The sequence below is a fragment of the Hymenobacter sp. 5516J-16 genome, assembly GCF_022919335.1.
GTDB lineage: Bacteria > Bacteroidota > Bacteroidia > Cytophagales > Hymenobacteraceae > Hymenobacter > Hymenobacter sublimis.
This window is the reverse complement of sequence record NZ_CP095058.1, coordinates 2,141,183-2,167,064: the sequence shown is the minus strand read 5'-3', so window position 1 is coordinate 2,167,064 and position 25,882 is coordinate 2,141,183. Positions and strand designations below refer to the sequence as shown.

Sequence of the window (25,882 nt, the reverse complement as noted above, 5' to 3'; positions counted from 1 at the left end):
CAGGGCAGTGCCCCGCACGCCTTGTGTAGAGTAAGTACCAACACTGGTGGTAATAGCTACTCCACTAACGAAACTGTTTGTGTTGTTGCTTCCTAGCGTAACATTGCTGCCAGCTAACGGAACCGCTTGGTTGCTGCCGTTTAAGGCGCTGAAAGTCAGTTCGTCTGTGTACTCGCTGCCACCATTCGTAGCAGCATCTGCTGTTTGCCGGCCTTTATCAATATCCTGTACCACAAAGGACAGGTTTGATACCTCACGAGTAAACGTGAGCGTAACCTGAGTTACATAAGGTGTGTTCAGGTTAATATCTGTAGAAGCAGTGCCAGCCGGTAATGCTGACGCCCGCTGCTGACGCCAGATAAGAGCTCGTCCATCTATCTGAGCAGTGTAAGTGCTGCTTAGATCAAAAATATCGAGCGTGGAAGTACCTGGGTTACCTACCGTATAGGTACCATAGGTGAAATTAGTACCGCCAACTGTTTCAGTGGCCGTCCTTTTAGCTACATCCGTAGTTCCGGCATTCGTTCGGTAACCAACGGTACTGGTTTGAGCACAGGTCTGCGCCCGGGCTTGCGGTATTTCAACCGCCCCCCATGCCAACAGCAGGACTGCTGATCGTAAGAGTGTTTTCATGTGTAAGTAAGTGTGTGAAAAGTGTCAGTGCAAAGTGCCGTGTTAAGCGGCGTCTTAAGGAGTAGGTATAAGCTCAAAACTACTTCGCTCGTGTAGTACAGAGGAGTTGTTCTCGCTCAATAGTCCTGTGTTCTCGGTGAATACACAATTTTATTAAGCTAAGCTTAGGTATAAGAATCATCCTATATGCTTCAACATTCACATTCAAATACAATTATACTTTTCCTTCTACGAAATAGAAATACCAATTGGATTTACCGGAAGTGTTAACAAAAAAGAAGCCTTGCTATGCCAGCAAGGCTTCCATATATGAGATAAAAAGAAGAAAGGCTAGTACACCTGTATTCTGCCGCTCTGGTGTACTGTTTTTTTGATTTCGTGGTTAAAATCAACTTCTTCCAGCAACTCTTCAATTGGAAGGTGGAGCCGGTATTTCCAAAAATGGGTCGGGTTGGCGGGCACGTTAATTTGTTCGGCCAGTGGGTCCTGCCGGCGTAGTGGTTCGCTCATGGCCAGCAAATCCTGCAGGGGAAGATGGCCCACATGGCGGGGGAGTGCAGGTGCTGCTCCGTGATTTCGCGGGCTACCCAGGGCTCGCAGTACTGCGGCGCCTGCTGGCCCCAGTGCCCGAGCAGATGCTCGAAGAAGCGCTGAGTTTGCTCCCGGTCTTCTTCCCACCAGCCCCGTACCGTGCTCATGTCGTGGGAGCCGGGGCTGACGACGGAGAGGTAAGGTGCCACGGCCGGGTTACCGAACTCCACGCTTGGATCAGAGGGCATGCGCTGAATGTTCAGGCCCAGAATGCCGAGGGCTTTCATCACGCCGGGCACCGATTCGGGTACCATTCCTAGGTCTTCGCCGCAGATCAGCATGTCGGTGGCCCAGCGTACGGCGGGGAGCTTTACTAGGCCCTGGCGGCGCCAGAAATCCTCGTGGCGGCGGTAGAAGAAGTCGAAGTACAGCTCCTGCAGGCGCGGACGGGTCTGGTCGTCCAGCTCCCGGAACGAGCGGCTCAGGTGCAGGGTAATGCGCGGGTGGTAGAAGCCGGGCTGCTGATCATCGGGCACGAATAGCACCTCGTTGATGAGCCGGTACAGGCCAGTGCGCAGCCAGGTGTAGTGGTCGGTATTAGCTGGGTCTTGCTGCATCTTTTCGCCCATGACCGCCTCTACCTGCCGCTGGGTCTGGACAAACTCCTTCAGGCGGATAGCCCCGTAGCCGGCATCCTCCATGAACTCATCGAACACGGCCTGGGCCTGCCCGTGGAAGGTTTCCTGCAGCACGTGCCAGCGGATGTAGGGCTCGCACAGGCGGCCGTAATCAAACCACCCAATGCGCTGCTCAATTTCGTGCTGGGGTAGGGGTAGAGCCGGTGAGAAGTGACCCAACAAGCCCTCAACCGAGTGGCCAGGAATCTCCCAGATGCGGAAAAAACCCAGGATATGGTCTATGCGCAGGGCGTCGAAGTAGCGGGCCAAGTGGCCCATGCGCTGCTGCCACCACTGGTAGCCGTCTTCGGCCATCCGCTCCCAGTTATACGTTGGGAAGCGCCAGTTCTGACCCGTCACTGAAAAGTCGTCTGGGGGGCGCCGGCCTGCTGGTGCATGTGGTAAAGCTCGGGCTGGGTCCAGGCGTCCACGGAGTGACGGTAGATGCCAATAGGCAAATCACCTTTCACCACTACGCCGTGCTGGCGGGCGTAGTCTACGGCCTCGCGCAACTGCTTGTCGAGGTAGTACTGGGTGAAGAAATGGATGCCGAACTCGTCAAAGCCTGGTCTGTCTTCGCGGGTTAGCTCGGCTACCTGGGCGGGGTGCGGAACTCCTCGGGCCACTGGCTGAAATCGGCGGTGTTGAACCGGTCGCGCAGACCCGAGAAGGCCGCGTAGGGTACCAGCCACGCCTGCTGCTCCCGGCGGAACTGCTGGTAGTCGGCATCGGCCAGAAAGCGGTTTTTTTCCTGCTGATACAGCTGCTTAATGAACTTCCACTTGGTGTTCATCACGGGCTCGTAATCCACGAAGTCCTTGGCATTCAGATCCTTGCGCAGCTGGGCTAGCTCCTGGCGGGCGGCCTCGTCCTGTAGCTCGGCAATGGCCTCCAGGTTCAGGTATTGAGGGTGCAGGGCAAACACCGAAATGGCCGCGTAGGGGTAGCTGTCAACCCAGGTGTGAGTGGCTACGGTGTCGTTGATGGGTAGTACCTGCACCAGCTTCAGGCCGGTGGCTACGGCCCAGTCAACCAGTAGCTTGAGGTCGGGAAACTCACCCACACCCAGGCCGCGGCGGCTGCGCAGGGCAAACACCGGCAGGGCTACGCCCGCCCCGCGCCAGTTGCCGGTAGGGTAGCGGAAGTGGTCATCGGCCTTTACCCGCAGGGTACGCTTATCCTCGGCGGCGTAAATCAGGCGGTCCTCGCCGGCCTCCAGGTGCACGATTTTCTGCTCGCGCGGGTCCCAGATGCCGTACTTGTACCGGACCATTTGCTCCGGATCAACTAGCGCCACTTCGGCTTGCCAGGTGGGGTAGACGGCATCGGAGAGGATAACGGCCCGCTGGGCGTCCCAGCTACCCAAAGCCGGGTCGGAGCCCAGCACGCACAGGAGGTGGTCAGAGTCTACGCGGGGGGCTGAGAGCTGGAAGCGCACCACGGAGCTGGCTGAGCCTGGGAGGGAAGCCACCGGGGTAGGCGGGCCGGGACGGCGCATCAGGGCCTTGGTGAAGGCAGCCGTGTGCAGCTCGTTTTCGGGCAGGGCCGGAGCCCGCCAGAAGTCCTCCAGCACAATACGCGTGAAGCGGCCGGCCTCGTTGGTGATGGCACGGTTGGGGCCCCATTCCCAGTGCTTGCCCCCGTCGCCTTCGTCCAGCAGCACGTATTTGTACTCCACCACACTCAATTGGTCATCGGGCAAACTAATTTCTTGCGCCCAGGTGCCAGAATCAGGGTGATAGTGCAGGTTCAGAGCGTGGTCGAGGTTCCACTGGCCCAAGCTGGGTAGGGAGCCGCAAACTACCAGGCGCTGACCCCAGGTCGTGCGGAAGGGTAGCGTAAAGCGAAGAATCATCGGGGACTGATTTACTTAGAAATGGGTCCGAAAGATAACTCTTAAAGCGCTGAAGAAAAGCCGCCGGAGCGGGCACAGCTTGGCCTAGAAGGGCTTATTTACGCCGCCTAATGCTTCGTTGATAAGTGGTTGATGCCTGGTTGATTTCTCCCTTGCCGAAGCGCCAGAATAGCCCCGTCACTCAGGCGAAATAAAATCCGGCAGCCAGCCCAGGAGCGCCCTGCAAATTAGTTGCGCCGGGACTTGCTGCGGCCGCGGCCGGCCTTGTCTGCCTGAGTCTGGAGAGTAACTACCAGGTTTTTCTCTTTTTCGGGGCGCGTAGCTCTACCTGCTCGGGCGTGTGACCGGGAAAAGCCACCAGAAAGCGCACGGGCTGCCCCGCGGTCAGCGGCATAATAAAGAAGCCCTCAGAGTTAGTGGTTACGGTGCTGGCCGCCCGCCCGACTACCGTAACGGTGGCCCCAGCCAGAGGGTGTCCACTGTCGCTGAACACGGCTCCTGTGAAGGAAATGGTACGCGTAGGGGCGGCTACCGCGCCGGGGGCAGACTGAGCGGCAGCCGGCGTCAGGGCAACCCCTAAAACCAGCGCTACTACCCCAATGGCTCGCCGACAGCAGCCAATGATGTGGGCGTGAGAGTGGGCGGAAAAGAGCAAAGGCGAGGGCGTAGAAGAGCGAAGTGGGAGAACCTGAAATTCTGGAGTGGAAAGTACGAGGTTTCCGGCCGGGCGCGGCGTGTTCTTCGATGGGAAGAATCTTCTGGTCGATATAAGCGGCAAACAGGTCGGTAAAAGCCGGACAGAGCCAACCTGCGCACGGGTTTTCCCGTTTGGCTGACTGAGTTTCATTTCTACTTGTCTGCCCTTTGCCTGTCTATCTGCGTCGTATTCTCTACGCCCTGTTGGGGCTGGTTGCGTTAGTGCTGCTCCTGGTGGCCGGGGTTTTTGTGTACCTGCAAACCGATTCGGGGCAGGATTTTGCCGCCCGGAAAGCCGAGAGTTATCTACGGGACAAACTGCAAACCGACGTACGAATCGCCAAATTTCGTACAGATTTCAAGCACGCCATCAGCCTGGATGGGGTCTACCTTGAGGATCAGAAGGGCGACACATTGCTGTCCGTGGGCCATCTGGGCATTGATCTTGACCTCTGGGCTCTGACCAAGTCGCAGATCAACCTAAAAAGCCTGGAGCTGAACGACGGCCGCTTGGCCATTACCCGCACTGAGCCGGACAGCATCTCTAACTACGACTTTATCGTTAAGGCCTTTGCTACCGGCGACACCACGACCGTAGCCACTACCCCCGCCGATACCACTGGCGCAGGCTTCCAATACAACATCGGCGACCTGCGCCTGACCAACATCCTGCTTACGTATAACGACCAGGTGGACGGTATGAACGTGCGCACCCGGGTCGGCGAGCTGGCCGTGAGCATGGATGAGGTAGACGTGGATGGCTCCACCTACCGCGTGGATCAAGCCGCCCTGCGCAACACCGGCATCAACATCCGGCAAACCAAGGTGCCGCCGGATACGCCCCAGGACACGGCGGCCCTAAAGCTGGAGTTCGGCCTGAACCGGGCCCAGTTGCAGAACGTGAGCCTGACGTACCGCAACGACCCCTCGGCCCAGTTTATCAACACCCGCATCGGGGAGGCGGATGTAACCGCCGACAACATTGACCTGGTGAACAGCCAGGTGACTCTGAATACACTGAAGCTGCGCAACACCAGCTTCGCCTACGCCCAGAACGAAAACGTGCCAGTGGAGCAGCGGGTAGTAAACCCCGCCGAAGCCGTGCGCGACCTGAACGCCGCCGTGGAAAATGCTACCGGTCAGGAAGCCAGTTGGGTAGTAAGCTTGAAGCAGTCCGACATCACCGGGGTAGATGTGGCCTTCGACAATTTCAACGAGCCTCGGCAGCGCACCAAAGTACGGGGCATGGACTACAACCACCTGAAGTTCACGAACCTGACGCTCAATACCGAGAACCTGCGCTACTCCGCCGACAGCACCACCGGTCGCATTACCCAGCTGGCGGGCCAGGAGCAGAGCGGTTTTGCCATTACCCGCGCCGCCGCTCAAGTGCACTACGACGACCACCGCATTCAGCTCAATGATCTGGACCTGGTGACGCCCCACAGCCACCTGAAGCGGCGCATTGGCATTGGCTACAAGGACCTTGCCGGCATTGCCGACGACTTGCCCAACCTGAAACTGAACGGTGACCTGCGCGAGGCGCGCCTGGGCTTCCGCGACGTGCTGTACATCACGCCTACCCTCATTGATACGCCGCCCTTCAGCAGCGGCCCCAACCAGTCCTTCCTGATTAGCGGGCTGGTAAGCGGCCGCTTGGGCGACCTGCGCGTGCAAAACCTCGATTTCGTGGGCTTCCGCAATACCGTGGTGCGCGGGGGCGGCCGTATTCAGGGCCTGCCGAACACCGACGACCGGCTGATTCTGGATTTGAACCTGGGCTACGTGCGCACCACCGAGGCCGACATGCGCAGCCTGCTACCCGCTGGCACCCTGCCCGAGCTGGGCATCAACCCCAACGCTCCACTCGTGATGAGCGGGCAGATACAGGGCCGCATCAGCAATCTGGCCCTGACCAATATTGACTTCCGCGGCCTCCAGGGCACCCGCATCCGAACCACAGGCCGCTTGGTAGGCCTTCCCAACACGGACCGCCGCCTCTACGCCGATTTCAACATTCGGGAGTTTACCTCTACCGCCACCGATATCAAGGGGTTGCTACCCGCTGGCACGCTGCCGGCCGGCTACCAGCTGCCGCCCCGCCTGACGGTGAGCGGCACCTTCCGCGGCCGACCCACGGCTTTGATCTTCGATACCAATCTGCGGGCTACCACCAGCTTCGGCAACCTGACTGCCAAGGTAAACGTGGGCGAAGGTCCGCAGGGGCAGGAGCCAGTGCAGGCCACCTTTAGCACCCAGGGCCTCGACGTAGGCAAGTTCCTCGGCGACCCGACCATTGGCAAGGTAACGGCCAGCGGCACCCTGAACGGTCGCGGTGGCCTCGACCCCAACCAGCTGCGCGGCCAACTGAACGCCACCGTGCAGCAGGCTACCTACAATGGCTACACCTACCGCGGCATCACGGCGAAAGTAGACATTGACCGCAACCGCTACGTGGTGGACGCCAGCAGTAAGGATGACCCCAACCTCAACCTTGACCTGCTGGCTACCATTGACCTGCGTAATGCCTCCAACCCCACCTACACCGTGGACCGGCTGAACCTGCGCGGGGCCAACCTGACGGCCCTGGGCTTTTACACTGGCGGCGACCTGCGCGTGCAGGGCGACCTGACGGCCAACATCAGCGGCTCCGATTTGAACACCATTAATGGCACGTTCTCCGGCAACCGCATCGTCATTGTGAACAACAACCGGCCATTTGCCCTGGACTCCGTGAGTGGCCGCATTGTGCAGCGTACGGGTCGCACCGAGGTTGACTTTGCTTCTAGTGTGGCCGACCTGACCCTGCGCGGCAACACCCGCCTCGGCGACCTGGCCCTGGAGCTGCAGCGCCACATTGATCGGTATTTTGACCTGCCGGGCGTGCAGTTCCGGCCCAGCTCGGAATACCGGCAGTTTACCTTCGAGGCCAACCTGAAGCAGCCACGCTTGGTGCAGCAGTTGGTGCCCGACCTCAAGCGCCTCACGCCGTTCAAGCTCACGGGTTCCTACGACAGCCGCGCCGCCGACCTGCGCCTGAACACCCGCATCGGCCGCATCGTGTACATGGGGTATGCCCTGGACTCGCTGAAGCTAGCGGTGCAGTCGGACCCGCAGAAGCTGGATTACGCCCTGGGCCTGCGGCAGATCAGCCAGGACACCACCCTGCAGATTCCGAACCCCAGCCTTCAGGGTAGCGTGCAGAACAACGAAATCGGGACGCGGCTGCGCATAGCAGAGTCAGACAGCGCCGAGAAGCTGAACCTGGCCGGCGCCCTGCGGGTGTTGAACCAAGGTACTACCTACGCCTTCCGCTTCGACCCCAAGCTCATGCTGGATGAAAAGCAGTGGGACATCACGCCCAACAACGAAATCCGCTACACCACTTCCTCCGGTGCCTTGTTTGCCCAAAACTTAGTTATCAGCCGAAACCAGCGTCGCCTAAGCCTGCAAACCCTGGCGGGGCCGCAGTACCCACTGCAGGTGAACATGGTGAATCTGGACATTAACGGGCTGGGCCGGGCCGCGGGCTTCCAGGATTCCCTGATTGCGGGCACGCTGAACGGGCAGGCCATTGCCTATAGCTTGGGCCAGCCCCGGCAGGCCTTCACGGCCAATGCCAACCTGGCTGGCTTCGTGTATAACAAAGCAACCATCGGCGACCTGGCCGTGCAAGCCACCAACCCTACCCCGACCGCTACAACGTAGATGCCCGCCTGACCAACCAGCAGGGCATGGACGTGCGGGCCGTGGGTTACTACCTCGCTACCCCGCCCTCGCCCATCCAGTTTGATGTGAACGTAAACCGCCTGGACCTGCGCATCATTGAGCCGTTCTCCCTGGGGCAGTTGCAGCAGATGGGCGGCGGCGTGAGCGGGCAGCTGGCCGTGACGGGCAGCGTGAGCCAGCCCAACATCAACGGCACGCTGACCACTACCCCCGACGCCACATTTACCCTGACTCAGCTGGGAGCCCCTTACTTCTTGGCTTCCCAGGACATCGACTTCACCAACCAGGGCATTGGCTTCGATAATTTCGTGGTGAAGGATTCGGTGGGCAACCAGGCTGTTATCAACGGGGCCATTCGCACGCGGGACTACGTGTCGGATTTCCGCTTCGATTTGCAGGCCACGACTACGAACTTCCTGGCCATCCAGAGCTCCCGGCGCGAGAACAACTTGTTCTGGGGCAAGCTGCTGGTTGACTCCGACTCGCGCATCACGGGCACCCTGAACTTGCCAGTAGTTCGGACCCGGGCCCGGGTGGCCGATGGCTCTAACTTCTTCGTGGGCATTCCGAACGACGACCCGGTGAAAGTAGAGCGGGACGGCATTGTGGAGTTCGTGGACAAGAGCGCGCCCATTGACACCATGCTGACCCGGCAAGTAGCCATCGACTCGGCCGAAACCGCCGCCGGCTACGACATTCAGGCCTTGGTGACGGTAACGGACAACACGCCCTTTACCATTGTAGTCGATGAGGCTTCCGGCGACAACCTCCGCGTGCAGGCCAATGGTACCCTGAATACGGCCATCGACCCCACCGGCAACATCACCCTCACCGGCCGCCTCGATGTAACCCAGGGCAAGTACCAAATGTCGCTGTATGACTTGGCCTCGCGGGAGTTTGATATTGCCCGGGGCTCGTCCATCACCTGGAGCGGGGACCCCTACAACGGGCAAGCTAACGTAACGGCCGTTTACAAGGTGCGCGCGGCTCCCGCCGAGCTGATTTCCTCCCAAGGGGGCACCGATGAAACCCAGAACGCCCTGGCCCGCAATCAGCTGCCCTTCGAGGTGGACCTGAAAGTAACGGGGCAGCTGCTGAAGCCGCTAATTAGCTTTGACATTCGCTTGCCTGAAGAAGCCCGCTCCGATTTGCGTGGCCCCATTGAAGCTCGCCTAACCCAGTTGCGCCAGCCCTCCCAGGAAAGTGAGCTAAACAAGCAGGTATTCTCCTTGCTGGTGCTAAACCGCTTCCTGGCTGATGACCCCTTCAAGAGCAGCAGCGGCAACTTGGTGGCTGAGCAATTGCGTGGCTCAGCTAGCCAGGTGCTCACCCAGCAGCTCAACAACCTCACCGGCTCCTACCTCTCCAACCTGGGCGTGGAGTTGGGCGTGAACTCCTACGCCGACTTCAGCAGCGGGGCCGAGAAAACTCGCACCGACCTGAACGTGGCCGTGCGCCGCCAACTGCTCAACAACCGCCTCACCGTGCGCCTGGGTACCGACGTGCCCCTGGGTGGCGGCAACCAAAGCAGCACGGGCCCTGGGCAGTCTAGCGTGAGTGCCTTCGCCGGTGATGTGAGCGTGGAATACAACGTGCTGGCGAACGGCCGCATCCGCCTCCAGGCCTTCCGCAACAACGCCTACGGCGACATTGACGGGCAATTTGTGCGGACCGGGGCCTCCCTCATCTTCCAGCGCGACTACCGCGACCTAGCCGATCTGTTCAAGGGCATCGACGAGACGGTGAAGGAGGAAGTGAAGCTGGAAAATCGCCGCCGCCGCCAGGACCGCCGCGCCAACCGAGACTCCACCAACGCGGCTCCCAATACGCCCCGCCGAGATTCTACCCGTCTCCGTCCCGTAACCGCCCGCCCCGATTCGGCGCGGCGCACGGCGGCCCGGTCGGCCGCTACCCGCCCCGACTCTACCCGCCGCTAATCTGCCGGTTTCTGCCACCACACGCGGAGCCTAGTACTCTACCGTCTTTCTGAATTACGCTTTCATGTTGCAGCATCAGCCCTTCTTTCCGCAAACTAAGGACGCCGCCGAGACTAATCGTCAGGCTCCTCCCTCTCCTCCTGGAGAGAGAGGCCGGGGGAGGGAGGCGCTCCGTTGGCCCCTGCTGCTGAGCGTTGCGCTGCTGGCTTCTTGTTCCGGGCTTAAATACATTCCGGAGGGTAGCAAGCTCTACACGGGTAGCACCGTGAAAGTGAAATCAACTAGCCCTATTCCGCGCGAAGCGGAACTGACCACCGAGCTTGAATCGGTGATTACGCCCAAGCCGAACACGTCCTTCCTAGGCATTCGGCCCAAGCTTTACTTCTGGCACCTGGGCGAGGGCAAAACCAAGGGTTTGGGGCACTGGCTGGCTAACAAGTACGGCGAGAAACCCGTGCTGCTCAGCCAAGTAGATACCCAAAAGGTGAAGGGGCTGATGACCAACCGCCTCTACAACAACGGCTACTTCCAGCCCGTGGTGCACAGCCGCGTGACGGTGAAAGGCCAGGCTGCCAGCGTTAATTACACGGCCACGGTAAACAAGCCCTACACCATCAAGGAAATTTTCTTTCCCGAGGGTGACTCCCTGCTGCCCCGCGCCGTGCGGGCTACCCAGCCGAGCTCCTTGCTGAAAGTTGGCGACCCATACAGCTTGCAAACATTCACCAATGAGCGGTTGCGGATTGATGGCGAGCTGAAAAACCAAGGCTTTTATTACTTCACTCCCGACTATATTCTGTTTCAGGTAGATAGCACCCTGAATAACCAGGTGAACGTGTACCTGAAAATCAAGGAGAAGACTCCTGAGCAGGCCGCCAAACCCTACGTGCTTAACCGCATCCGGCTGAATACCAGCTACTCCCTCAGCGACACCACCCTCAGCGAGCGGCCCATGCGGTACCGGGGCTACATCTACTACCCCGATGAAAAGATGTTCAAGGCCAAGGCCATTACTAATGCCACCTTCATCTACCCCGACAGCCTGTACCGCCGCCGCCGCCAGGATCAGACCCTGAGCCGCCTGATGAGTTTGGGTACGTTTAAGTACGTGGACGTGGGCTTCCGGCCCGCCCGCCAAAAGCCCGACTCTGCCGGCTACGGCTTCCTGAACTCCTATGTGCGCATGACCCAGCTGCCCAAGAAAAGCCTGCGGGCCGAGGTGCTGCTCGTGAGCAAATCCAATGGCTTTGTGGGCCGGGCTTCCGCATCCAGTTCCGTAACCGTTCGGCGTTGCGCGGGGCCGAGCAGCTGTTGGTAAACCTGACCGGCTCCTTCGAAAACCAGCGGCGCAGCAACACCAACACCATCGGGCTAACCAGCTACGAAATTGGCGCCGACGCCCAGCTGCTGGTGCCCCGCCTGATTACGCCGCCCTTCGACATCCGGCTGGTAAACTCCGACTTCCAACCCCGCACCACCTTCGGGCCGGCATCCGGTCGGTGACGCGGGTAGATGCCTTTACCCAGCAGGGCTTCAACCTGAACTACGGCTATACCTGGAAAACCAAGCTCACCAACGAGCAGGAGCTGCGCCCCATTGACATTCAGTACTTGCGCCTTTCCGATACTAGCCGAACCTTCAGCCGTCTGCTACGCGACCGGCCGTTTCTTAATAACTCCTTCCGCCAGCAGTTCATACTGGCCAGCTCCTACCGTTACACCTATAATCAACAGTCACTGGAGCAGCGCCGCAACCAGATTTACTTTAGTGGCGGGGTGGAAGTGGCCGGCAATCTGGCCTACCTCGTTAGTTCGCTCACGGGCCAGCAGAAGATAACTAATCCGGACGGCAGCCAGTCGTATACCATTCTTAATCAGCCGTTCTCACAGTACACGAAGGTTGATCTGGAGTTGCGCAATTACTTCCGCACCAGCGCCAACCCAACGAGCGGTAACAAGTTTGCTACCCGCTTGCTAGTGGGCCTGGGCCTGCCCTACCAGAACGCTCGGGTGCTACCCTACCTTCGGCAGTACGGCATTGGCGGCCCCAACAGCGTGCGGGCCTTTGCTGCCCGCGGCCTGGGGCCCGGCACCTACCGCACCCCAGAATCCAACGAAACCAGCGCTTTCTACGACCAGGTGGGCGACATGCGCATTGAAGCCAATGCTGAGTACCGCCAAGATCTATTCCCGTACGTGAAGGGAGCTTTGTTCGTGGATGCCGGCAATATCTGGCTGATCAATGATGACCCCAGCCGCCGAACCGTCGATGAAAATGGCAACCCCGATGGTAAGAATGGGCAGTTTGCCTTCAATACTTTCCTCAAGGAGTTGGCTGTAGGCGCGGGGGCCGGCCTGCGCATTGATGTGCAGTTCTTCGTTATTCGCTTCGACTATGCCTACCCCCTGCGCCTGCCGTACAGCAACACCCAAATCAAGGGCCTGACTAGCGAAACCACCTACAACAAAACCTCTGATACCGGCCGCTTTAATATTGCTATTGGCTATCCGTTCTAGAGAGTAACCTCCCAAACTAAAAGGGCCCGACCGTGTAATACGGTCGGGCCCTTTTATCAGCGTTATTGTTCGGAACGGTGCGGTTCCGCGCGGTGCTACGCTTCCGCCGCCATCCGAACCTCAACGGGGGCGCCTACCGTTTTGCGGGCTGGCACCACGGTTACTACCACGTACTTGGAGGTAGGCGTATTGCTGGTTTTGGCTACGCTGCCTACGGGCACCAGGGGGTTGGCTTCGGGGAAGTAGGCGGCCACGTTGCCCGCGGAATGTCGTAAGGAACAGCAATGAACTTTTCCACCGTGCGTTTCTCACCCTTGTAGTGGCTGGTAATGTCGATGAGGTCCTTGGGCTGCAGACCGCGGTCGGCAATGTCCTGGGGGTTCATGAACAGGACGCGCCGCTCGTTGTGTACGCCCCGGTACCGGTCGTTGTAGTCGTAGATGGTGGTGTTGAACTGGTCGTGGCTGCGCACCGTCATCAGGATGAGCTGGTCGGGCTCCAGCTCCCGCTGGTAGTGCTGCAGCTCCGTGGTGGTGAAGTTGGCCATGCCGTTTTTGGTGGTGAACTTCCGCTCCCGGGGGCCGTTGGGCAGGTAGAACCCGCCGGGCCGGCGCAGCTTCTCATTGAAGCCCTCAAAGCCCGGAATCACGCGGCTGATATGGTCCCGAATGACGTCGTAGTTTTCCGTCATGGCCACCCAGTCGGCAATGTTGATTTTGTCGCCGAAGGTAGCAATGGCAATGCCGGCCAGAATAGCCACTTCGCTCATCATCTGGCCTGCCAGCGGCACCAGTACGCCCTTGTTCTGGCTCACTACCCCATGGAGTTCTCGCAGGAAGTCATCTGGTGCCCCGACTTCTGCATGTCCACATCGAGGTGGGTGAAGCAGGGTAGGAGCAGGCTGGTTTCGCCCGTTACGAGGTGGCCGCGGTTGAGCTTGGTGCCCACAAATACCGTCAGCTTCTGCTTGCGCATGCCCTCGGCAATAACTTCGGTGTCGGGGCCAGCGGCCAGCAGGTTGCCACCGAGGCTGAAGAACACCTTGGTTTTGCCTTTGTACATGGCCTTGATGGCTTCCACTGTGTCGTAGCCGTGCTCATAGGGCGGCTGGAAGTTAAATTCCTTGGCCAGCGCATCCTGAAACTGCTTGGTGGGCTGCTCCCAGATACCCATGGTCCGGTCGCCTTGCACGTTGGAGTGGCCACGCACCGGGCAGGTGCCCGCGCCAGGCTTGCCGATGGCGCCTTTCATCAGCTGCAGGTTTACAATTTCCTGGATGGTTTGCACGCCCTGGCGCTGCTGCGTAACGCCCATGGCCCAGCAGGTAATGATCTTCTGCTTGGTAGCCAACATGTTGGCCGCCTCCAGCAGCTGAGCCCGTGAAATGCCACTCAGCTCCTCAATGTCTTCCCAGGAAGTATTGCGCACGTTCTGCTCGAACGACTCAAAACCCGTGGTGTACTTATCGATGAACGGCCGGTCGACCACCGCGCCGGGGTTCAGGTCCTCGGCCTCGAATAGGTGCTTCATGATGCCGCGCAGCAGGGCCATGTCGCCATCCACGCGTACCTGCAGAAACAGGTCGGTAATTTGGGTGCCGTCGCCGAGCAGGGCGCCCAAGGCCCGCAGCGGATTCATAAAATCCTGGGGGTTCTTGAAGGCCAGCAGACCCGCCTCAGGTAGCGGATTCACGGCAATAATCTTGGCCCCATTGCGCTTAGCTTTCTGCAAAGCTGAGAGCATGCGCGGGTGGTTGGTGCCCGGGTTCTGGCCAATGATAAGAATCACTTCGGCCTCGTGAATATCATTGAGCGTGACGGAGCCTTTGCCCAGGCCCAAGGTAGGGCTCAGGGCGGCGCCGCTGCTCTCGTGGCACATGTTGGAGCAGTCGGGCAGGTTGTTGGTGCCCAACAACTTGGCAAATAGCTGGAACAGGAAAGCCGGCTCATTCGGCACCTTGCCGGAGGTGTAGAACACCGCTTCGTGGGGCGAATCCAGGGCGTTCAGGTTATCGGCTACCAGTTGGAAGGCATCCTGCCACTTGATGGGGGAGTAGTGGTTGTCGCCGGGGCGCTTCACCAGGGGGTGAGTCAGGCGGCCGGCGTTGTTCTGGTCCCGGTCGGTCATGCGGGAAAGCTCGGCCAGGCTGTGCTTGGCGAAAAACTCCGGGCCGGCGGCTTTATCGTCGGCATCGGAAGCGGTGGCCTTGGCTCCGTTCTCGCAGAACTCGGCCACGGAGCGGTGGTCGTCGGGGTCGGGCCAGGCGCAGGAGGAGCAGTCGAAACCGTCCTTCTGGTTCATCTTCAGCAGGCCTCGGGTGCCGCGGTTTACGCCGCCCTCACCCCAGCTAAACTCCATTGATTTGATTACGGCCGTAACACCGGCCGCTACCCGGGCGCGTTCCTCCAGCTTTAGGCCGGTAAAAGCTTCCGGGGGCTGGGCCAGGATGGGGTGGTGATACTTGGCGTTGGCTACGTCGGGGCGGGAATCACGCTTTCGTCACGTTCGTGTTGAGGATCGGGGCGGTAGTGGTCGGGAGCCGGAGCCGCGCCCTGGTCGGGCCGCTCACCGCTTTTGGGTACGTTAGCTTCAGCACCTTGCTGCTGAGTTTTACCAGCTTGGCTGGGGTCTTCGGCGGGGGATTTTTCCATGATAAGCAAAACAAGTAGAGACCGGAAAAGATAGCGAAACCCAACCAAAAAGTGCGGCCGGCTTGGCTATCATTTCTATAAGCGCTGGACTGAACAATAGTTTGAGATTCAGACGCAAAACTGGTCGCTTGGGTTGTCGAGCTAACCCCACGGAACGCAACGGGCCAGGCCTAAAAAAGTCAGCCCAACCGTGGAGACGGTCGGGCTGGCTGGCATAGGCTGGGGAAGGGTTAAGCGGGTACCGTCACGCGCTGGGAGGTAGGAATCTGGGTGCCAATGGGCAGCTCCACGGGCGCTACCGTCACAATGACGAACTTGGAAGTAGGCGTGTTGCTTTTGTACGCCACCGAACCAATGGGAACCAGCACGTTGCCCTCCGGGAAGTAGGTAGCGCAGTCACCCCGCGGAATGTCGTAGGGAATGGCAATGAACTTCTCGGCGTGGCGCTGCTGGCCCTGGAAGTGGCTGGTAATGTTTACCAAGCCTTTTTCCTTGATGCCGCGCTCGGCCATGTCCTGGGGGTTGAGGAAAATAACCCGCCGCTCGTTGTGCACGCCCCGGTACCGGTCGTTGTAATCATACACGGTAGTATTGAACTGGTCATGGCTGCGGATGGTCATCATCACCAGCTGGCCGGGCTCGAAGGTGTGCTTTTCCAGGGGCGTACTGGTGAAGTTGGCCTTGGCGTTTTCGGTGGTGAAGTTTCGCTCCCGGGGCCGTTGGGCAGGTAGAACCCGCCGGGGTGACGCACTTTCTGGTTGAAGTCCTCGAAGCCCGGAATGGTGCGCGCCACGTACTCCCGGATGAGGTCGTAGTTTTCGGTGCAGCCCACCCAATCTACGGTGCTTCGCTCGCCCAGGGTGGCCAGGGCAATACCACAGACAATGGCTACTTCGCTCAGCATCTGGTCGGAAATGGGCTCGAGCACCCCTTTGCTCATGCTCACTACCCCCATGGAGTTCTCGCAGGTCATGAACTGCTGCCCCGATTTCTGCATGTCGATATCGATGCGGGTTTTGCAGGGCAGCAACAGGGCCATTTCGCCATTCACGAGGTGGCCGCGGTTGAGCTTGGGCGTAACGTGAACGGAGAGGCGCAGCTTGCGCATGCCTTCGGCCACAAACTCGGTATCGGAGCAGGCCGAAAGCAGGTTGCCGCCCATGGCCATGAACACCTTCACGCGGCCGTCGTGCAGGGCCTTCACGGCTTCCACTACGTCGAAGCCATACTCGCGCGGGGGCTCAAAGTTGAACTCCTTGGCCAGCGAGTCGAGGAAGGTATCCGTGGGCCGCTCCCAAATGCCCATGGTCCGGTCGCCCTGCACGTTGGAGTGGCCGCGCACCGGGCACAGGCCTGCCCCGGGGATACCCACGGCGCCCTTCATAAAGTGCAGGTTCACAATCTCCTGAATCGTGTACACGCCGTTTTTTTGCTGGGTTAGGCCCATGGCCCAGCAGGTAATAATCTTCTTATGGCGGGCTACCAAGCTGGCGGCTTCCTGAATTTGGGCTTTGGTTACGCCGCTGGCTTCCTCAATATCGGCCCAGCTGGTTTTATTCAGAGTTTCTACTAATTCAGGGTAGCCCGTGGTAAAGTCTCGAATAAATCCTTGGTCGAGGACCTGGCCGGGGTTTAAGGCTTCGGCTTCCAAGAGGCACTTCATTAGCCCGCGCATCACCAACTGGTCGCTGTTTATGCGGACTTGCAAGTACACGTCGGTGATGGGCGTCCCGTCGCCGAGTAGCACGCCCAGGGCCTTCAGGGGTTCATGAAGTCCTGGGGGTTCTTGAAGTGCAGCAAGCCAGCCTCGTGCAAGGGGTTGATGCTGATGATTTTGGCTCCGTTTTTCTTGGCTTTCTGCAGGGCCGTAAGCATGCGCGGGTGGTTGGTGCCCGGGTTCTGGCCAATGATAAGAATCACCTCCGCCTCATAGAAGTCGTTGAGCGTCACGGAGCCTTTGCCCAGGCCGGTGGTGTTACTCAGGGCCGCCCCGCTGCTCTCGTGGCACATGTTGGAGCAGTCAGGCAAGTTGTTGGTGCCGAACTGCCTAACGAACAGCTGGTAGAGGTAAGCCGGCTCGTTGGGCACCTTGCCGGAGGTGTAGAAAATAGCCTCGTCGGGCGACTTCAGCGCGTTCAGCTCCTGGCCCACCAACTCAAATGCCTCGGGCCAGGAAATAGGTGTGTAGTGCGTAGCGCCCGGCCGCAGCACCATGGGGTGCGTGATACGGCCGGCGTTGTTCAGGTCGCGGTCCGTCATGCGGGAAAGCTCGGCCAGGCTGTGCTGGGCAAAAAACTCCGGCCCCACCGGATCCGACTGCGCATCGGAAGCAGTAGCCTTGGCTCCGTTCTCGCAGAACTCGGCCACGGAGCGGTGGTCGTCGGGGTCGGGCCAAGCGCAGGAGGAGCAGTCAAAACCGTCCTTCTGGTTCATCTTCAGCAGGGCGTGGGTACCGCGCACCGGCCCCTCGTAATCAAGGGCAAAAGCTCCCGATTTCAGCACCGCCGTAATGCCGGCCGCTACCGTGGCGGGCTTGGTGAGCTTGAGGCCGGTAAACTCTTCCGGGGCTGGGCCAGAATGGGGTGTTTGTGCTTAGCACCCAGGGTATCAGGCGCTTCCATGAGCCGGTCATCGAGGGTTTCCCGCTCGGGCGAGGTGCTCCAGTTGTCACTGGTGGGCGCCGTGCCCTGGTCGGGTCGCTCGCCGCTTTTTGGCACGTTGTTGCCAGCCGTCTGCTGCTCGGTTTTGCCAGCTTGGCTAGGGTCGTAGGCGGGAGATTTATCCATGACGCGGAAGGGAAGAAGCGGTAAGGGGAAGGCGGAAGTGGACGCTAATGGCGGCAGTCCAGGTCCTTTTCAATCAGTATTTTCAGGGGTTGATCCTCAGCCACCATCAGAGTAGCGGAGAAGCCGTTTTGGTCGGTTGTGGTCCAGTGAGAAGCCAGGGCAGCCGGTACTTTCACGGTGAGGGCGCCGGCCCCGTAGCTTACTCGCAGCTCTTCGGATTCGGCACGTTCCAGGGCGTAGGTGAGGCTTTCTTCGGGGCAGGGCCTAGTGAAACTACCGCCGCTACCCGGCCAGAGCTGGCAAACTGCTGTACTTCTTCCTCGGAAAGGCGCAGGCGGAGCGAGTTATCTTCAATGCGAAGCTTCATGAGAAACAGGGTGTAAGAGTCAGACGCAGCCAGGCAGCAAGATGTTGCGGTGGCGCTTGCGTATTAGGGTAGTAGGTAGTTGAAAGACTGAGTGTTATTCTGAAATCATTGCGCCGCCTTGCTTGTGCGAGTTATCCGCTGGACAACCCGCCGAACTATTCTGTGTGTTCAAGCAAGTGTAGAGACGCGAAGGGCCGCGTCTCTACTGATTCGCGCGACACAAGTACAATTGGCTTACTCCGCTGGCTGTTGCAGGCGCCACTCGTGGCAGTACACGTTGTAGCGGCCCTGGCGCACGAAACCGCAGACGGTCATGCCGAAGTCGCGGGCGGCGGAAACGGCCAGGGAGCTGGGGGCACCCACGGCGGCTAGCACCGGAATGCCCGCCACAGCCGCCTTCTGCACCAACTCAAACGAGGCCCGGCCGCTCACCAGCAACACCGCGTTGTGCAGGGGCAGCAGTTCCTGAAATAGGGCCGCCCCAATGACTTTGTCCAGGGCGTTGTGCCGGCCCACATCCTCACGCAGCAAGAGCAGTTCACCTGCTGGCGAAAACAGAGCTGCGGCGTGCAGACCGCCGGTTTGCTCAAACAGGGCCTGGGCCGCCCGCTGCCGCTCCGGCAACTGATGAATAACGGCGGGGTCAAGGTAGGGGCCGGCCTTGGGCAGCACCGGGCAGGCCGCGGCGTGCACGGCCTCGATGCTGGTTTTACCGCACACGCCGCAGCTGCTGCTGGTGTAAAAGTGACGTTCTAGCCGGGGTAAATCGGGGGTAGCAGTGGGGGCCAACTCGGCGCGCACCACGTTTTCGCGCTCCTCCTCTTTCTCCACATCGGGACAGTAGATGACGCCGTGCAGGTCCTGGCGGCTCCGGATGATGCCCTCCGTCAGCAAAAAACCGGCGGCCAGCTCAAAGTCGTGGCCGGGCGTGCGCATGGTGATGGACAAGGTACGGTGCTCCCGCTGGCCCGTCGGGCCGTAGCCCACCCGAATTTCCAGGGGTTCTTCGGCCGCCAGCACATCGGAGGCGGTAGTCACGTCGGTGCCCTGCACTTTGTGCACGGTAACGTAGTCGTAGCTGGTAGGCGGCAGAAAAACGGGGGCTGACATAAGGCAAATTGCAGGTAGGTACGCGGGTGGTTAACCTTATGGCCCAGAAGTAAGTTTGAGCTAGACAACGGGTGCGGGTCAGGTGCCGGGTGGGTACGAGGAAAGCCCCTCGCTACGTTGCCGTTTTGCCGCCGTTTGCCCACTTGCCTCTGGTACCCGTTACCCTGCTCCAACTATGCTTACCACCGAAGAACGCCAGATTTACCGCCGCCACCTGCAGCTACCCGAAATTGGAGAAGCCGGGCAACTGCGCCTGAAAAATGCCCGGGTGCTGGTGGTAGGGGCCGGCGGCCTGGGCTGCCCCATTCTGCAGTATCTGGCCGCCGCTGGGGTAGGCACCCTGGGCATTGTGGATGCCGACCAGGTAGAGCGAAGCAACCTGCAGCGCCAGATTCTGTACGGCCCCGCCGACCTGGGCCAGCCCAAGGCCGAAGCCGCCGCCCGCGCCGTAAAGCGCATCAACCCGCTGGTACACACCGAGGTGCATAGCTGCCGCGCTACCCTGGGCAATGTGCGCGAGCTGGTTAGCCGCTACGATGTGGTGGTAGACGGCTCCGACAACTTCCCAACCCGCTACCTGCTCAACGACGCCTGCGTGAGCTTCAACCGGCCGCTGGTGTCGGGGGCCATTTACAAGTTCGAAGGGCAGGTATCGGTGTTCAACTACCAGGGCGGGCCCACCTACCGCTGCCTGTTTCCGCAGCCGCCTTCCGCCCAGGAAGCGCCCAACTGTGATGCTACCGGGGTGCTGGGCGTGCTGCCCGGCCTGGTGGGTACGGCCCAGGCCACGGAGGCCCTGAAGGTAATTTTGGGTATCGGCGAGGTGCTGTCGGGTAGGCTATGGATGTTCGACGCCCTCGCCTTCCAGACCCGCACCCTCAAGTTTGCCCGCCGCCCGGAGCAAGCCACCATTAACCTGGACACCGCCAACACCCGCGACTACGCCGACCTGTGCGGGGTAGGGGTGCGTAGCATTTCCGTGGCCGAGCTGCACGAGCAATTGGAGTCGGGGCACCCGCCCTTCCTGCTGGACGTGCGCGAGCCCCACGAGTATGCCGCCGGTCACCTGCCCGGCGCTACCCTGCTTCCCCTGAGCAGCCTGGAGAAAGGCGTGGCAACCCTACCCAAGCAGCACCCGGTAGTGGTGTACTGCCGCTCCGGCCGCCGCAGCGCCCAGGCCGTGGAGCGCCTCCAAACCGAGTTCGGCCTGACCAACCTGCTCAACCTCGATGGTGGCATTTTGGCCTGGGAAGACACGATGACGGACGCTGAAAACAATGTGAGCAGGTAACGTCGGCAAAGGGTGTTTATCTTGCTGAGCAAGAAGTGATACGGTATACTCTATTCATCCTGGGGCGCTATGATCTGGAAACTCCTACGCATGTTGTTGCTGCTCATATTTCTGGGGTAGTGCCCATGGCCTGTTGCAAAGAAGAGCTGCGCGAATACGCCAACGTGCAGGCCATTCGGCTGTTTTTGTCGGAGTCGGTTAATGGTCCGGCCATTACCAATGGCACGCGCACTACGGCGGCCCAGCTACGTGCCACCGTGCAACTGGAGTATCATTACGTGGCGGTAGCGCCCTCAGGAAGCTGGTTTAGCGGCAACGCCATGGCGTTGCAGTGCCCGGAACCAGGAGGAAAGGGACTGAAGGACAAGGTAGAGTCCGTGTCCTTTACCAGCACCGGCTTGTTCAATGGGATAGCGGCCGGCCAGTCCCTGGAGCAGTTTGTCCGGTGCAGTGCCGGCAACAGCCGTTACCAAGGCGTAACGTTCCCACTTGCCCAGCTAGCCGACTCGCTCAATACCTGGAAATCGGGGAAGTACGGTGAGCTGAATTATCCACTAGAGCTGGTTATAAGCCCCAAGCCCACCGACAACGCCCAACAGCAGTTTCTTTTGCGTATCCGGCTGCAAAGCGGCAAGCAACTAGAGCAAACCACTCCAACCTTTGTCTGGGAATAAACAAGAGCCCCACCAGCTGCTCTTCTCACTACTTTACTGCATGCCGCTTACCGCTACCCCTCCACCTCGTCCGCGTATTCGTTTCGATAGAAATGAGCTAGCGGGAGCCTTCGGGGATTTGGGCACCGATTTGCCTTTGCTGATCGGCATTATTGCCGCCTCGGGCGTCGACAGCGCCGGGGTGCTCATCATGTTCGGGCTGATGCAGGTGTTTTCGGGGCTGTGGTACGGCATGCCCATGCCGGTGCAGCCCCTGAAAGCCTTTGCGGCCCTGGTTATTGCCCAGAAAATTCCCGGCCGGGTCATCTTCGGGGCGGACTAGCCATTGGCGTGAGCATGCTGGTGTTGTCGGTGTCGGGGCTGATTGACGGGCTGGCCCGGCTGGTGCCCAAGCCGGTTATTCGGGGCATTCAGTTCGGGCTGGCCCTGCAACTGGCTACCCTGGCCCTGAAGGAGTACGTGCCCGCCGATGGCCTGCCCGGCTACGCCCTGGCGGCAGCGGCTTTTCTGGTAACGGCCGTGCTGCTGGGCAACCGCCGCTGGCCCGCCGCCCTGTTCGTGCTGGCGCTGGGCGTGGCCTACGGGCTCCTGTTCAAGCTGGACCTAACCACCGCCCACCGGGCCGTGGGCCTGCACCTACCCGGCTGGCAGGTGCCTACCTGGGAGAACATAAAGTACGGCGCCATTCTGCTGGCCCTACCCCAAATTCCGCTGTCGTTGGGCAATTCAGTGCTGGCTACCAAGCAGGTAGTAGAAGATTATTTTCCGGAGCGCCCGCTCACGGTGCGGCAAATCAGTTTTACCTACGGCCTGATGAACCTGGTTAATCCCTTCCTGGGCGGCTTTCCGGTGTGCCACGGCTCGGGCGGCATGGTAGGGCACTATACCTTCGGCGGGCGAACGGGCGGCTCGGTGGTGCTTTACGGGCTGCTGTTCCTGACGCTGGGCCTGGTCTTCAGCCAAGGCTTTCAGCAGGTGGTGCAGATTTTTCCGCTGCCGGTTTTAGGGGTACTGTTGCTGTTTGAGGCCCTGAGTCTGGCTACCTTGCTGCGCGATGTAAGCGGGGCCCGCTCCGAGCTGCTCTTGGCGTTGCTGGTGGGGCTACTGTGCAGCGGCCTACCCTACGGCTACTTGCTGGGGTTGGTCGTGGGCACTAGCTTGTACTACGCCATGCAGCGCGGCTGGGTGGGTTTAGGAAAATAACTGCGTATGGAAGAACCTATACTTTATCAGGTCTGGAAAACGGTACGGGTCGAGGCCGGGCCGCAGCCGTTTCAGGGCTACTACAGCATCGGCGACAGTATGCTGTTCGACTTCCGCTTTCTGGACAACCCAGAGCAAAGTCGGCCGGAATACCCCCTGGGCAGCTGGACCCGCCACGCCGAAAAAATCAAGCATCCCGGCAACGAAGCCACGCTGTATCTGCTGGTTCAGGTAGTGACGGAAGACTACCTGGTGCTGGAGCTGCACATGGTGTACGCGGGCCAGCCCCGGCACACGCTTACCCTTTCCCTGGTGCCTAACCGGGCCGAGGTAACGGCGGCTTAATCCGGCTGGGAAGGCACGTACTCCGGGGCCGGGACCTCCGTGTTGCGGCGACTGATGCGGTAGATAACCGACAAAACCAGGTTGTTCTTGCTGGCCGTGGTTTGGGGCGTGAGAACGTTCTGCTGGTAGCTGGCCGGCGTAAAGTTCGACTGGCGCACGCAGCCTGCCTGCACCGTCCAGTGCGGATCAAACTGGTAGCCCAGCCCGCCGTACACCCGGTTTCGCTCGAAAAATGGGCCTTTGGGGTTGAAGAACACCTCGTCGTAAAGTGAGAGGAAGACCGTTTTGTTGGTGACCGTTTTTTGGTTGAGTGGAATGAAGCCATTGAGGCGGTAGCGGATCCGGTTGCGGTAGCGCACGGCGCCGGCCGGCACTACCCCGTCGCGGAAGGAAAACCAGCGCTGCTCCACCCGGTAGCGGTGCTCCACTTTCAGGCGGGCGTTGTAGTGCGTAAACGTCACCTGCTCCCAGAGGCGCTTTTCCACGTTGAGCGGGCCTTCGCCCAAGTTGCGGTAATCGGCGGTGGCGTAGCGGCCCCAGCCACCATGAAGGTGAAGTTCTTGGCTACCTCGTGGCTGATGCCGGCCTTGAGCTCATGATAGAAATACTGCCGAAACAAGCCGTTGCTACGCGCCTGCACCTCCGCATAGCCGCCCCAATGCTTGGGTCCCGCCGGCAGCACCACCGTCCCAATCAGCCAGCTGCCCCACCGCGGGTCAGGCACCGAGTTGGTCTGGCCGTGAGCAAGGAAGCTGCCAGCACCACACAAGGTGGCCGCGAGCAGCAAGCGAAAGAAACGGGGGAAAGCGGACATAGGGAAGCGGCAAAACAAGGCGCGAAAGTAGGCAAGGCTGGCTAGAACCGGCCTACTGCATCTGGGCCACCCACTCCAACTTACTTTACTTGGTTATAGCGCAGCAAGGCTTCCAGGTAGTAATAATCGGCGTAAGTGAGCGGGGCGTCCACCTCCGTTTTGGCGGGCTTGTGGGCCACGCAGTGCTTGATGAGGAAGTTGTTGTTCTCGCCTACAGCAGCGCGGTAAGCGGGGCTACTCAAACTCACCAGCATCTGCTCGGCGGCCTGGCGGTAACGCTTGGCATCCGGGGCCGGGCAGTACTGCTGCAACTCCAGCAGCGCCGAGGCCACAATGGCCGCGGCGGAAGCGTCGCGTTCCTCCCGCGGGATGCCGGGCGCGTTGAAGTCCCAGTACGGAATCTTGTCGGCGGGCAGGTCGGGGTGGTTGAGGAAAAAGTCGGCGGTTCTGCGGGCCTGTTCCCGGTAGCGGGCCAGCTTGGTGTCGCGGTACATGGTAGTATAGCCGTAAATGGCCCAGGCCTGCCCCCGCGCCCACGCCGAGTTGTCGGCCGCGCCCTGGGCGGTTTTTTTGGCCAGGGGCTGCCCCTTTTCATCGTAGCAAACCACGTGGTAGGTGCTACCATCGGGGCGGAAGTGGTGGCGCAAGGTGTTGTCGGCGTGGGTGATGCTGAGGCGGCGCAGGGTGGTGTCGCCGGAGGTGCGGGCGGCCCAGTTCAGCAACTCCAGATTCATCATGTTGTCGATGATAACCGGGTACTGGTAGCCCGCAAACTCATTCCATGACTTAATCAGGCCCACCGCCGGGGTAAAGCGCGTAGCCAGAGACTTCGCCCCCGTGAGCAGAATAGGCCGGTAGGCCGGGTTCTGGGTCAGGCGCAAGCCGTTGCCGAAGGGGCAATACAGCATAAAGCCTAAATCGTGGGTGCCGGTGTTGTGCTGCTCTTGGGCCATGGCCATGGTCCACCGCTCCGCGGCCTGCTGCCACTGGGGCTGCTTGGTGTACTCGTACATGTACCAGAGCGTGCCCCCGAAAAAGCCGCTGGTCCACCACTCCGAGGGCATGTCCTTGAGCGAGCCATCGGGCCGGCTGGAGTAGGGAAATTTCGTGACATCGGGTGGGTCTGGAGCAGGCGCGTGAGCTGCTGCCCGGCGCGGGCAAACTCCTGCTGCACATTGACGTTGCGCTGCTGGGCCTGGCTAGAAAAGCTGGCGGCGAAGGTAAGCAGCAAGGCGGCCAGGAAATGGGGAAGGGAAGTTGGACGGAGCATGAAGGTTAAGCTACAGCAAAAATCGTGGGTTGCGCCGCCTGCTGCCAGCAAAAGTAAGCCGCACCCGCGCCCAGGTTCCCCGCAGCACTACCCCACCTTGCGCTCCAGCACTTCGTCAATGAGCCCGTACTCTTTAGCTTCATTGGCCCGGAGCCAGTAGTCCCGGTCGGAGTCGTCGTGGATTTGCTGGGCGGTTTTGCCGGTGCGCTCGGCATAGATGCCGTAGAGTTCCTGGCGCAGCTTCACTACCTCACGGGCCGTAATCTCAATATCGGCCGAGGGGCCCTGCACCCCGCCGCTGGGTTGGTGAATCATGACGCGCGCGTGGGGCAGGGCCGAGCGTTTGCCCAGGGCCCCGCCGCACAACAAAAAAGCGCCCATGCTCGCGGCTAGTCCAGTGCACATGGTAGCCACATCGGGCCTCACGTACTGCATGGTGTCGTACATGCCCAGCCCCGCGTACACCGAGCCGCCCGGCGAGTTGATGTAGAGCAGGATATCCTTGCGGTTATCCACCGATTCCAGGAAAAGCAGTTGGGCATTGATGATGTTGGCTATCTGGTCATCGACCGCCTGGCCCAGAAAGATGATGCGGTCCATGATCAGCCGCGAAAACACGTCGATTTCGGCAAAACGGGTCGGTCGCTCCTCAATTACGGAGCGGGTCATGGCCGTCACGTTGGGGTAGGCTTGCCCGGCTGCGTGGCGCAGGTAATCATCAACCACGGAGGCGCGGAGGCCCTGGCCCTGCACGGCAAACTTGCGAAATTCTTGAGAGGTGAGCATAAAGGAAACGA

25 protein-coding genes and 2 pseudogenes are annotated in these 25,882 nt (G+C 60.3%); 11 read left to right on the top strand and 16 right to left on the bottom strand.

Going from position 1 to position 25,882, the window contains the following annotated elements; translation table 11 throughout:
* Window positions 1–963: 963 nt before the first annotated feature.
* The 4 genes and pseudogenes from MUN84_RS10775 to MUN84_RS10765 all read right to left on the bottom strand — a co-directional run bounded on the left by MUN84_RS10775 (window position 964) and on the right by MUN84_RS10765 (window position 4,351).
* On the bottom strand, window positions 964–1,176 hold the full coding sequence (locus tag MUN84_RS10775) for a hypothetical protein (protein WP_244698302.1): 213 nt from the start codon (window positions 1,174–1,176) through the stop codon (window positions 964–966).
* Window positions 1,140–2,467 (bottom strand): annotated as a pseudogene (locus MUN84_RS22960) (4-alpha-glucanotransferase). The gene MUN84_RS10775 and the pseudogene MUN84_RS22960 overlap by 37 nt, the downstream one beginning before the upstream one ends.
* Complete coding sequence (locus tag MUN84_RS22955) at window positions 2,434–3,696, bottom strand: 4-alpha-glucanotransferase (protein WP_262920689.1); 1,263 nt, start codon at window positions 3,694–3,696, stop codon at window positions 2,434–2,436. Before MUN84_RS22955 ends, MUN84_RS22960 begins: the two are co-directional and overlap by 34 nt.
* A 289-nt stretch (window positions 3,697–3,985) precedes the next feature.
* Window positions 3,986–4,351 (bottom strand): carboxypeptidase-like regulatory domain-containing protein, encoded by a 366-nt coding sequence (locus MUN84_RS10765; RefSeq protein WP_244698299.1) that lies wholly within the window; start codon window positions 4,349–4,351, stop codon window positions 3,986–3,988.
* Window positions 4,352–4,560: 209 nt separating this feature from the next.
* Between MUN84_RS10765 and MUN84_RS10760 the strand changes: the two genes are divergently transcribed.
* From MUN84_RS10760 to MUN84_RS10740, 5 genes are all read left to right on the top strand, one after another.
* Entirely contained in the window at window positions 4,561–8,100 is a 3,540-nt protein-coding gene (locus MUN84_RS10760) for a hypothetical protein (protein ID WP_244698297.1), read from the top strand.
* A gap of 26 nt (window positions 8,101–8,126) precedes the next feature.
* Complete coding sequence (locus MUN84_RS10755) at window positions 8,127–10,058, top strand: translocation/assembly module TamB domain-containing protein (protein WP_244698295.1); 1,932 nt, start codon at window positions 8,127–8,129, stop codon at window positions 10,056–10,058.
* Between the two features lie 64 nt (window positions 10,059–10,122).
* Window positions 10,123–11,376, top strand: a complete 1,254-nt coding sequence (locus MUN84_RS10750; protein WP_244698294.1) for a hypothetical protein — start codon at window positions 10,123–10,125, stop codon at window positions 11,374–11,376.
* Complete coding sequence (locus tag MUN84_RS10745; protein WP_244698293.1) at window positions 11,349–11,561, top strand: hypothetical protein; 213 nt, start codon at window positions 11,349–11,351, stop codon at window positions 11,559–11,561. The genes MUN84_RS10750 and MUN84_RS10745 overlap by 28 nt, the downstream gene beginning before the upstream one ends.
* Window positions 11,558–12,574, top strand: a complete 1,017-nt coding sequence (locus MUN84_RS10740; RefSeq protein ID WP_244698292.1) for a BamA/TamA family outer membrane protein — start codon at window positions 11,558–11,560, stop codon at window positions 12,572–12,574. Before MUN84_RS10745 ends, MUN84_RS10740 begins: the two co-directional genes overlap by 4 nt.
* A gap of 95 nt (window positions 12,575–12,669) precedes the next feature.
* Here the strand turns inward: MUN84_RS10740 and MUN84_RS24545 are convergent.
* The 8 genes and pseudogenes from MUN84_RS24545 to fdhD all read right to left on the bottom strand — a co-directional run bounded on the left by MUN84_RS24545 (window position 12,670) and on the right by fdhD (window position 19,488).
* A pseudogene (locus MUN84_RS24545) lies at window positions 12,670–15,225 on the bottom strand (FdhF/YdeP family oxidoreductase).
* 230 nt (window positions 15,226–15,455) lie between these two features.
* Window positions 15,456–15,848, bottom strand: coding sequence for a molybdopterin dinucleotide binding domain-containing protein (locus MUN84_RS23755; RefSeq protein WP_317239213.1), 393 nt, complete (start codon window positions 15,846–15,848; stop codon window positions 15,456–15,458).
* On the bottom strand, window positions 15,848–16,972 hold the full coding sequence (locus tag MUN84_RS23750) for a molybdopterin-dependent oxidoreductase (RefSeq protein WP_317239175.1): 1,125 nt from the start codon (window positions 16,970–16,972) through the stop codon (window positions 15,848–15,850). Before MUN84_RS23750 ends, MUN84_RS23755 begins: the two co-directional genes overlap by 1 nt.
* An 11-nt stretch (window positions 16,973–16,983) precedes the next feature.
* On the bottom strand, window positions 16,984–17,727 hold the full coding sequence (locus MUN84_RS23745) for a molybdopterin-dependent oxidoreductase (protein WP_317239174.1): 744 nt from the start codon (window positions 17,725–17,727) through the stop codon (window positions 16,984–16,986).
* A 17-nt stretch (window positions 17,728–17,744) separates the two neighbouring features.
* Window positions 17,745–18,011, bottom strand: a complete 267-nt coding sequence (locus MUN84_RS23740; protein WP_317239173.1) for a hypothetical protein — start codon at window positions 18,009–18,011, stop codon at window positions 17,745–17,747.
* Between the two features lie 44 nt (window positions 18,012–18,055).
* Window positions 18,056–18,220, bottom strand: a complete 165-nt coding sequence (locus tag MUN84_RS22950) for a DUF7009 family protein (RefSeq protein ID WP_410780098.1) — start codon at window positions 18,218–18,220, stop codon at window positions 18,056–18,058.
* The gene (locus MUN84_RS10720; RefSeq protein ID WP_244698288.1) at window positions 18,211–18,378 is read right to left on the bottom strand and encodes a DUF7009 family protein; all 168 of its coding nucleotides are present in this window, start codon (window positions 18,376–18,378) and stop codon (window positions 18,211–18,213) included. The genes MUN84_RS22950 and MUN84_RS10720 overlap by 10 nt, the downstream gene beginning before the upstream one ends.
* A 234-nt stretch (window positions 18,379–18,612) precedes the next feature.
* Entirely contained in the window at window positions 18,613–19,488 is an 876-nt protein-coding gene (gene fdhD, locus MUN84_RS10715; protein WP_244698285.1) for a formate dehydrogenase accessory sulfurtransferase FdhD, read from the bottom strand.
* Between the two features lie 175 nt (window positions 19,489–19,663).
* Between fdhD and moeB the strand changes: the two genes are divergently transcribed.
* The 5 genes from moeB to MUN84_RS10690 are packed head-to-tail and all read left to right on the top strand — an operon-like array spanning window position 19,664 to window position 23,001.
* Window positions 19,664–20,779, top strand: coding sequence for a molybdopterin-synthase adenylyltransferase MoeB (gene moeB, locus MUN84_RS10710; protein ID WP_244698284.1), 1,116 nt, complete (start codon window positions 19,664–19,666; stop codon window positions 20,777–20,779).
* A 35-nt stretch (window positions 20,780–20,814) separates the two neighbouring features.
* Window positions 20,815–21,453 carry a hypothetical protein gene (locus MUN84_RS10705; protein ID WP_244698281.1) on the top strand — a complete coding sequence of 213 codons (639 nt, stop codon included), beginning with the start codon at window positions 20,815–20,817 and terminating at the stop codon, window positions 21,451–21,453.
* 40 nt (window positions 21,454–21,493) lie between these two features.
* Window positions 21,494–21,775 carry a putative sulfate/molybdate transporter gene (locus MUN84_RS10700; RefSeq protein ID WP_244698278.1) on the top strand — a complete coding sequence of 94 codons (282 nt, stop codon included), beginning with the start codon at window positions 21,494–21,496 and terminating at the stop codon, window positions 21,773–21,775.
* A gap of 14 nt (window positions 21,776–21,789) precedes the next feature.
* A complete protein-coding gene (locus tag MUN84_RS10695) occupies window positions 21,790–22,656 on the top strand; it encodes a putative sulfate/molybdate transporter (RefSeq protein ID WP_244698277.1) in 867 nt (288 codons plus the stop codon).
* Between the two features lie 6 nt (window positions 22,657–22,662).
* Window positions 22,663–23,001: a hypothetical protein gene (locus tag MUN84_RS10690; RefSeq protein WP_244698274.1), complete on the top strand. Its 339-nt coding sequence runs from the start codon at window positions 22,663–22,665 to the stop codon at window positions 22,999–23,001.
* Here the strand turns inward: MUN84_RS10690 and MUN84_RS10685 are convergent.
* The 3 genes from MUN84_RS10685 to MUN84_RS10675 form a co-directional block, all read right to left on the bottom strand.
* Complete coding sequence (locus tag MUN84_RS10685; RefSeq protein ID WP_244698272.1) at window positions 22,998–23,507, bottom strand: DUF2490 domain-containing protein; 510 nt, start codon at window positions 23,505–23,507, stop codon at window positions 22,998–23,000. The two genes, MUN84_RS10690 and MUN84_RS10685, sit on opposite strands and share 4 nt — an antisense overlap.
* On the bottom strand, window positions 23,459–23,815 hold the full coding sequence (locus MUN84_RS10680) for a DUF2490 domain-containing protein (protein ID WP_244698269.1): 357 nt from the start codon (window positions 23,813–23,815) through the stop codon (window positions 23,459–23,461). Before MUN84_RS10680 ends, MUN84_RS10685 begins: the two co-directional genes overlap by 49 nt.
* A gap of 80 nt (window positions 23,816–23,895) precedes the next feature.
* Window positions 23,896–24,879 carry a glycoside hydrolase family 88 protein gene (locus MUN84_RS10675; protein ID WP_244698266.1) on the bottom strand — a complete coding sequence of 328 codons (984 nt, stop codon included), beginning with the start codon at window positions 24,877–24,879 and terminating at the stop codon, window positions 23,896–23,898.
* A gap of 53 nt (window positions 24,880–24,932) precedes the next feature.
* On the opposite strand from MUN84_RS10675, the gene MUN84_RS10670 reads away from it, so the two are divergent.
* A complete protein-coding gene (locus tag MUN84_RS10670; protein WP_244698264.1) occupies window positions 24,933–25,094 on the top strand; it encodes a hypothetical protein in 162 nt (53 codons plus the stop codon).
* A gap of 78 nt (window positions 25,095–25,172) precedes the next feature.
* On the opposite strand, the gene MUN84_RS10665 is transcribed toward MUN84_RS10670, so the two are convergent.
* Window positions 25,173–25,871 carry a ClpP family protease gene (locus tag MUN84_RS10665; RefSeq protein WP_244698261.1) on the bottom strand — a complete coding sequence of 233 codons (699 nt, stop codon included), beginning with the start codon at window positions 25,869–25,871 and terminating at the stop codon, window positions 25,173–25,175.
* Between the last annotated feature and the right edge of the window lie 11 nt (window positions 25,872–25,882).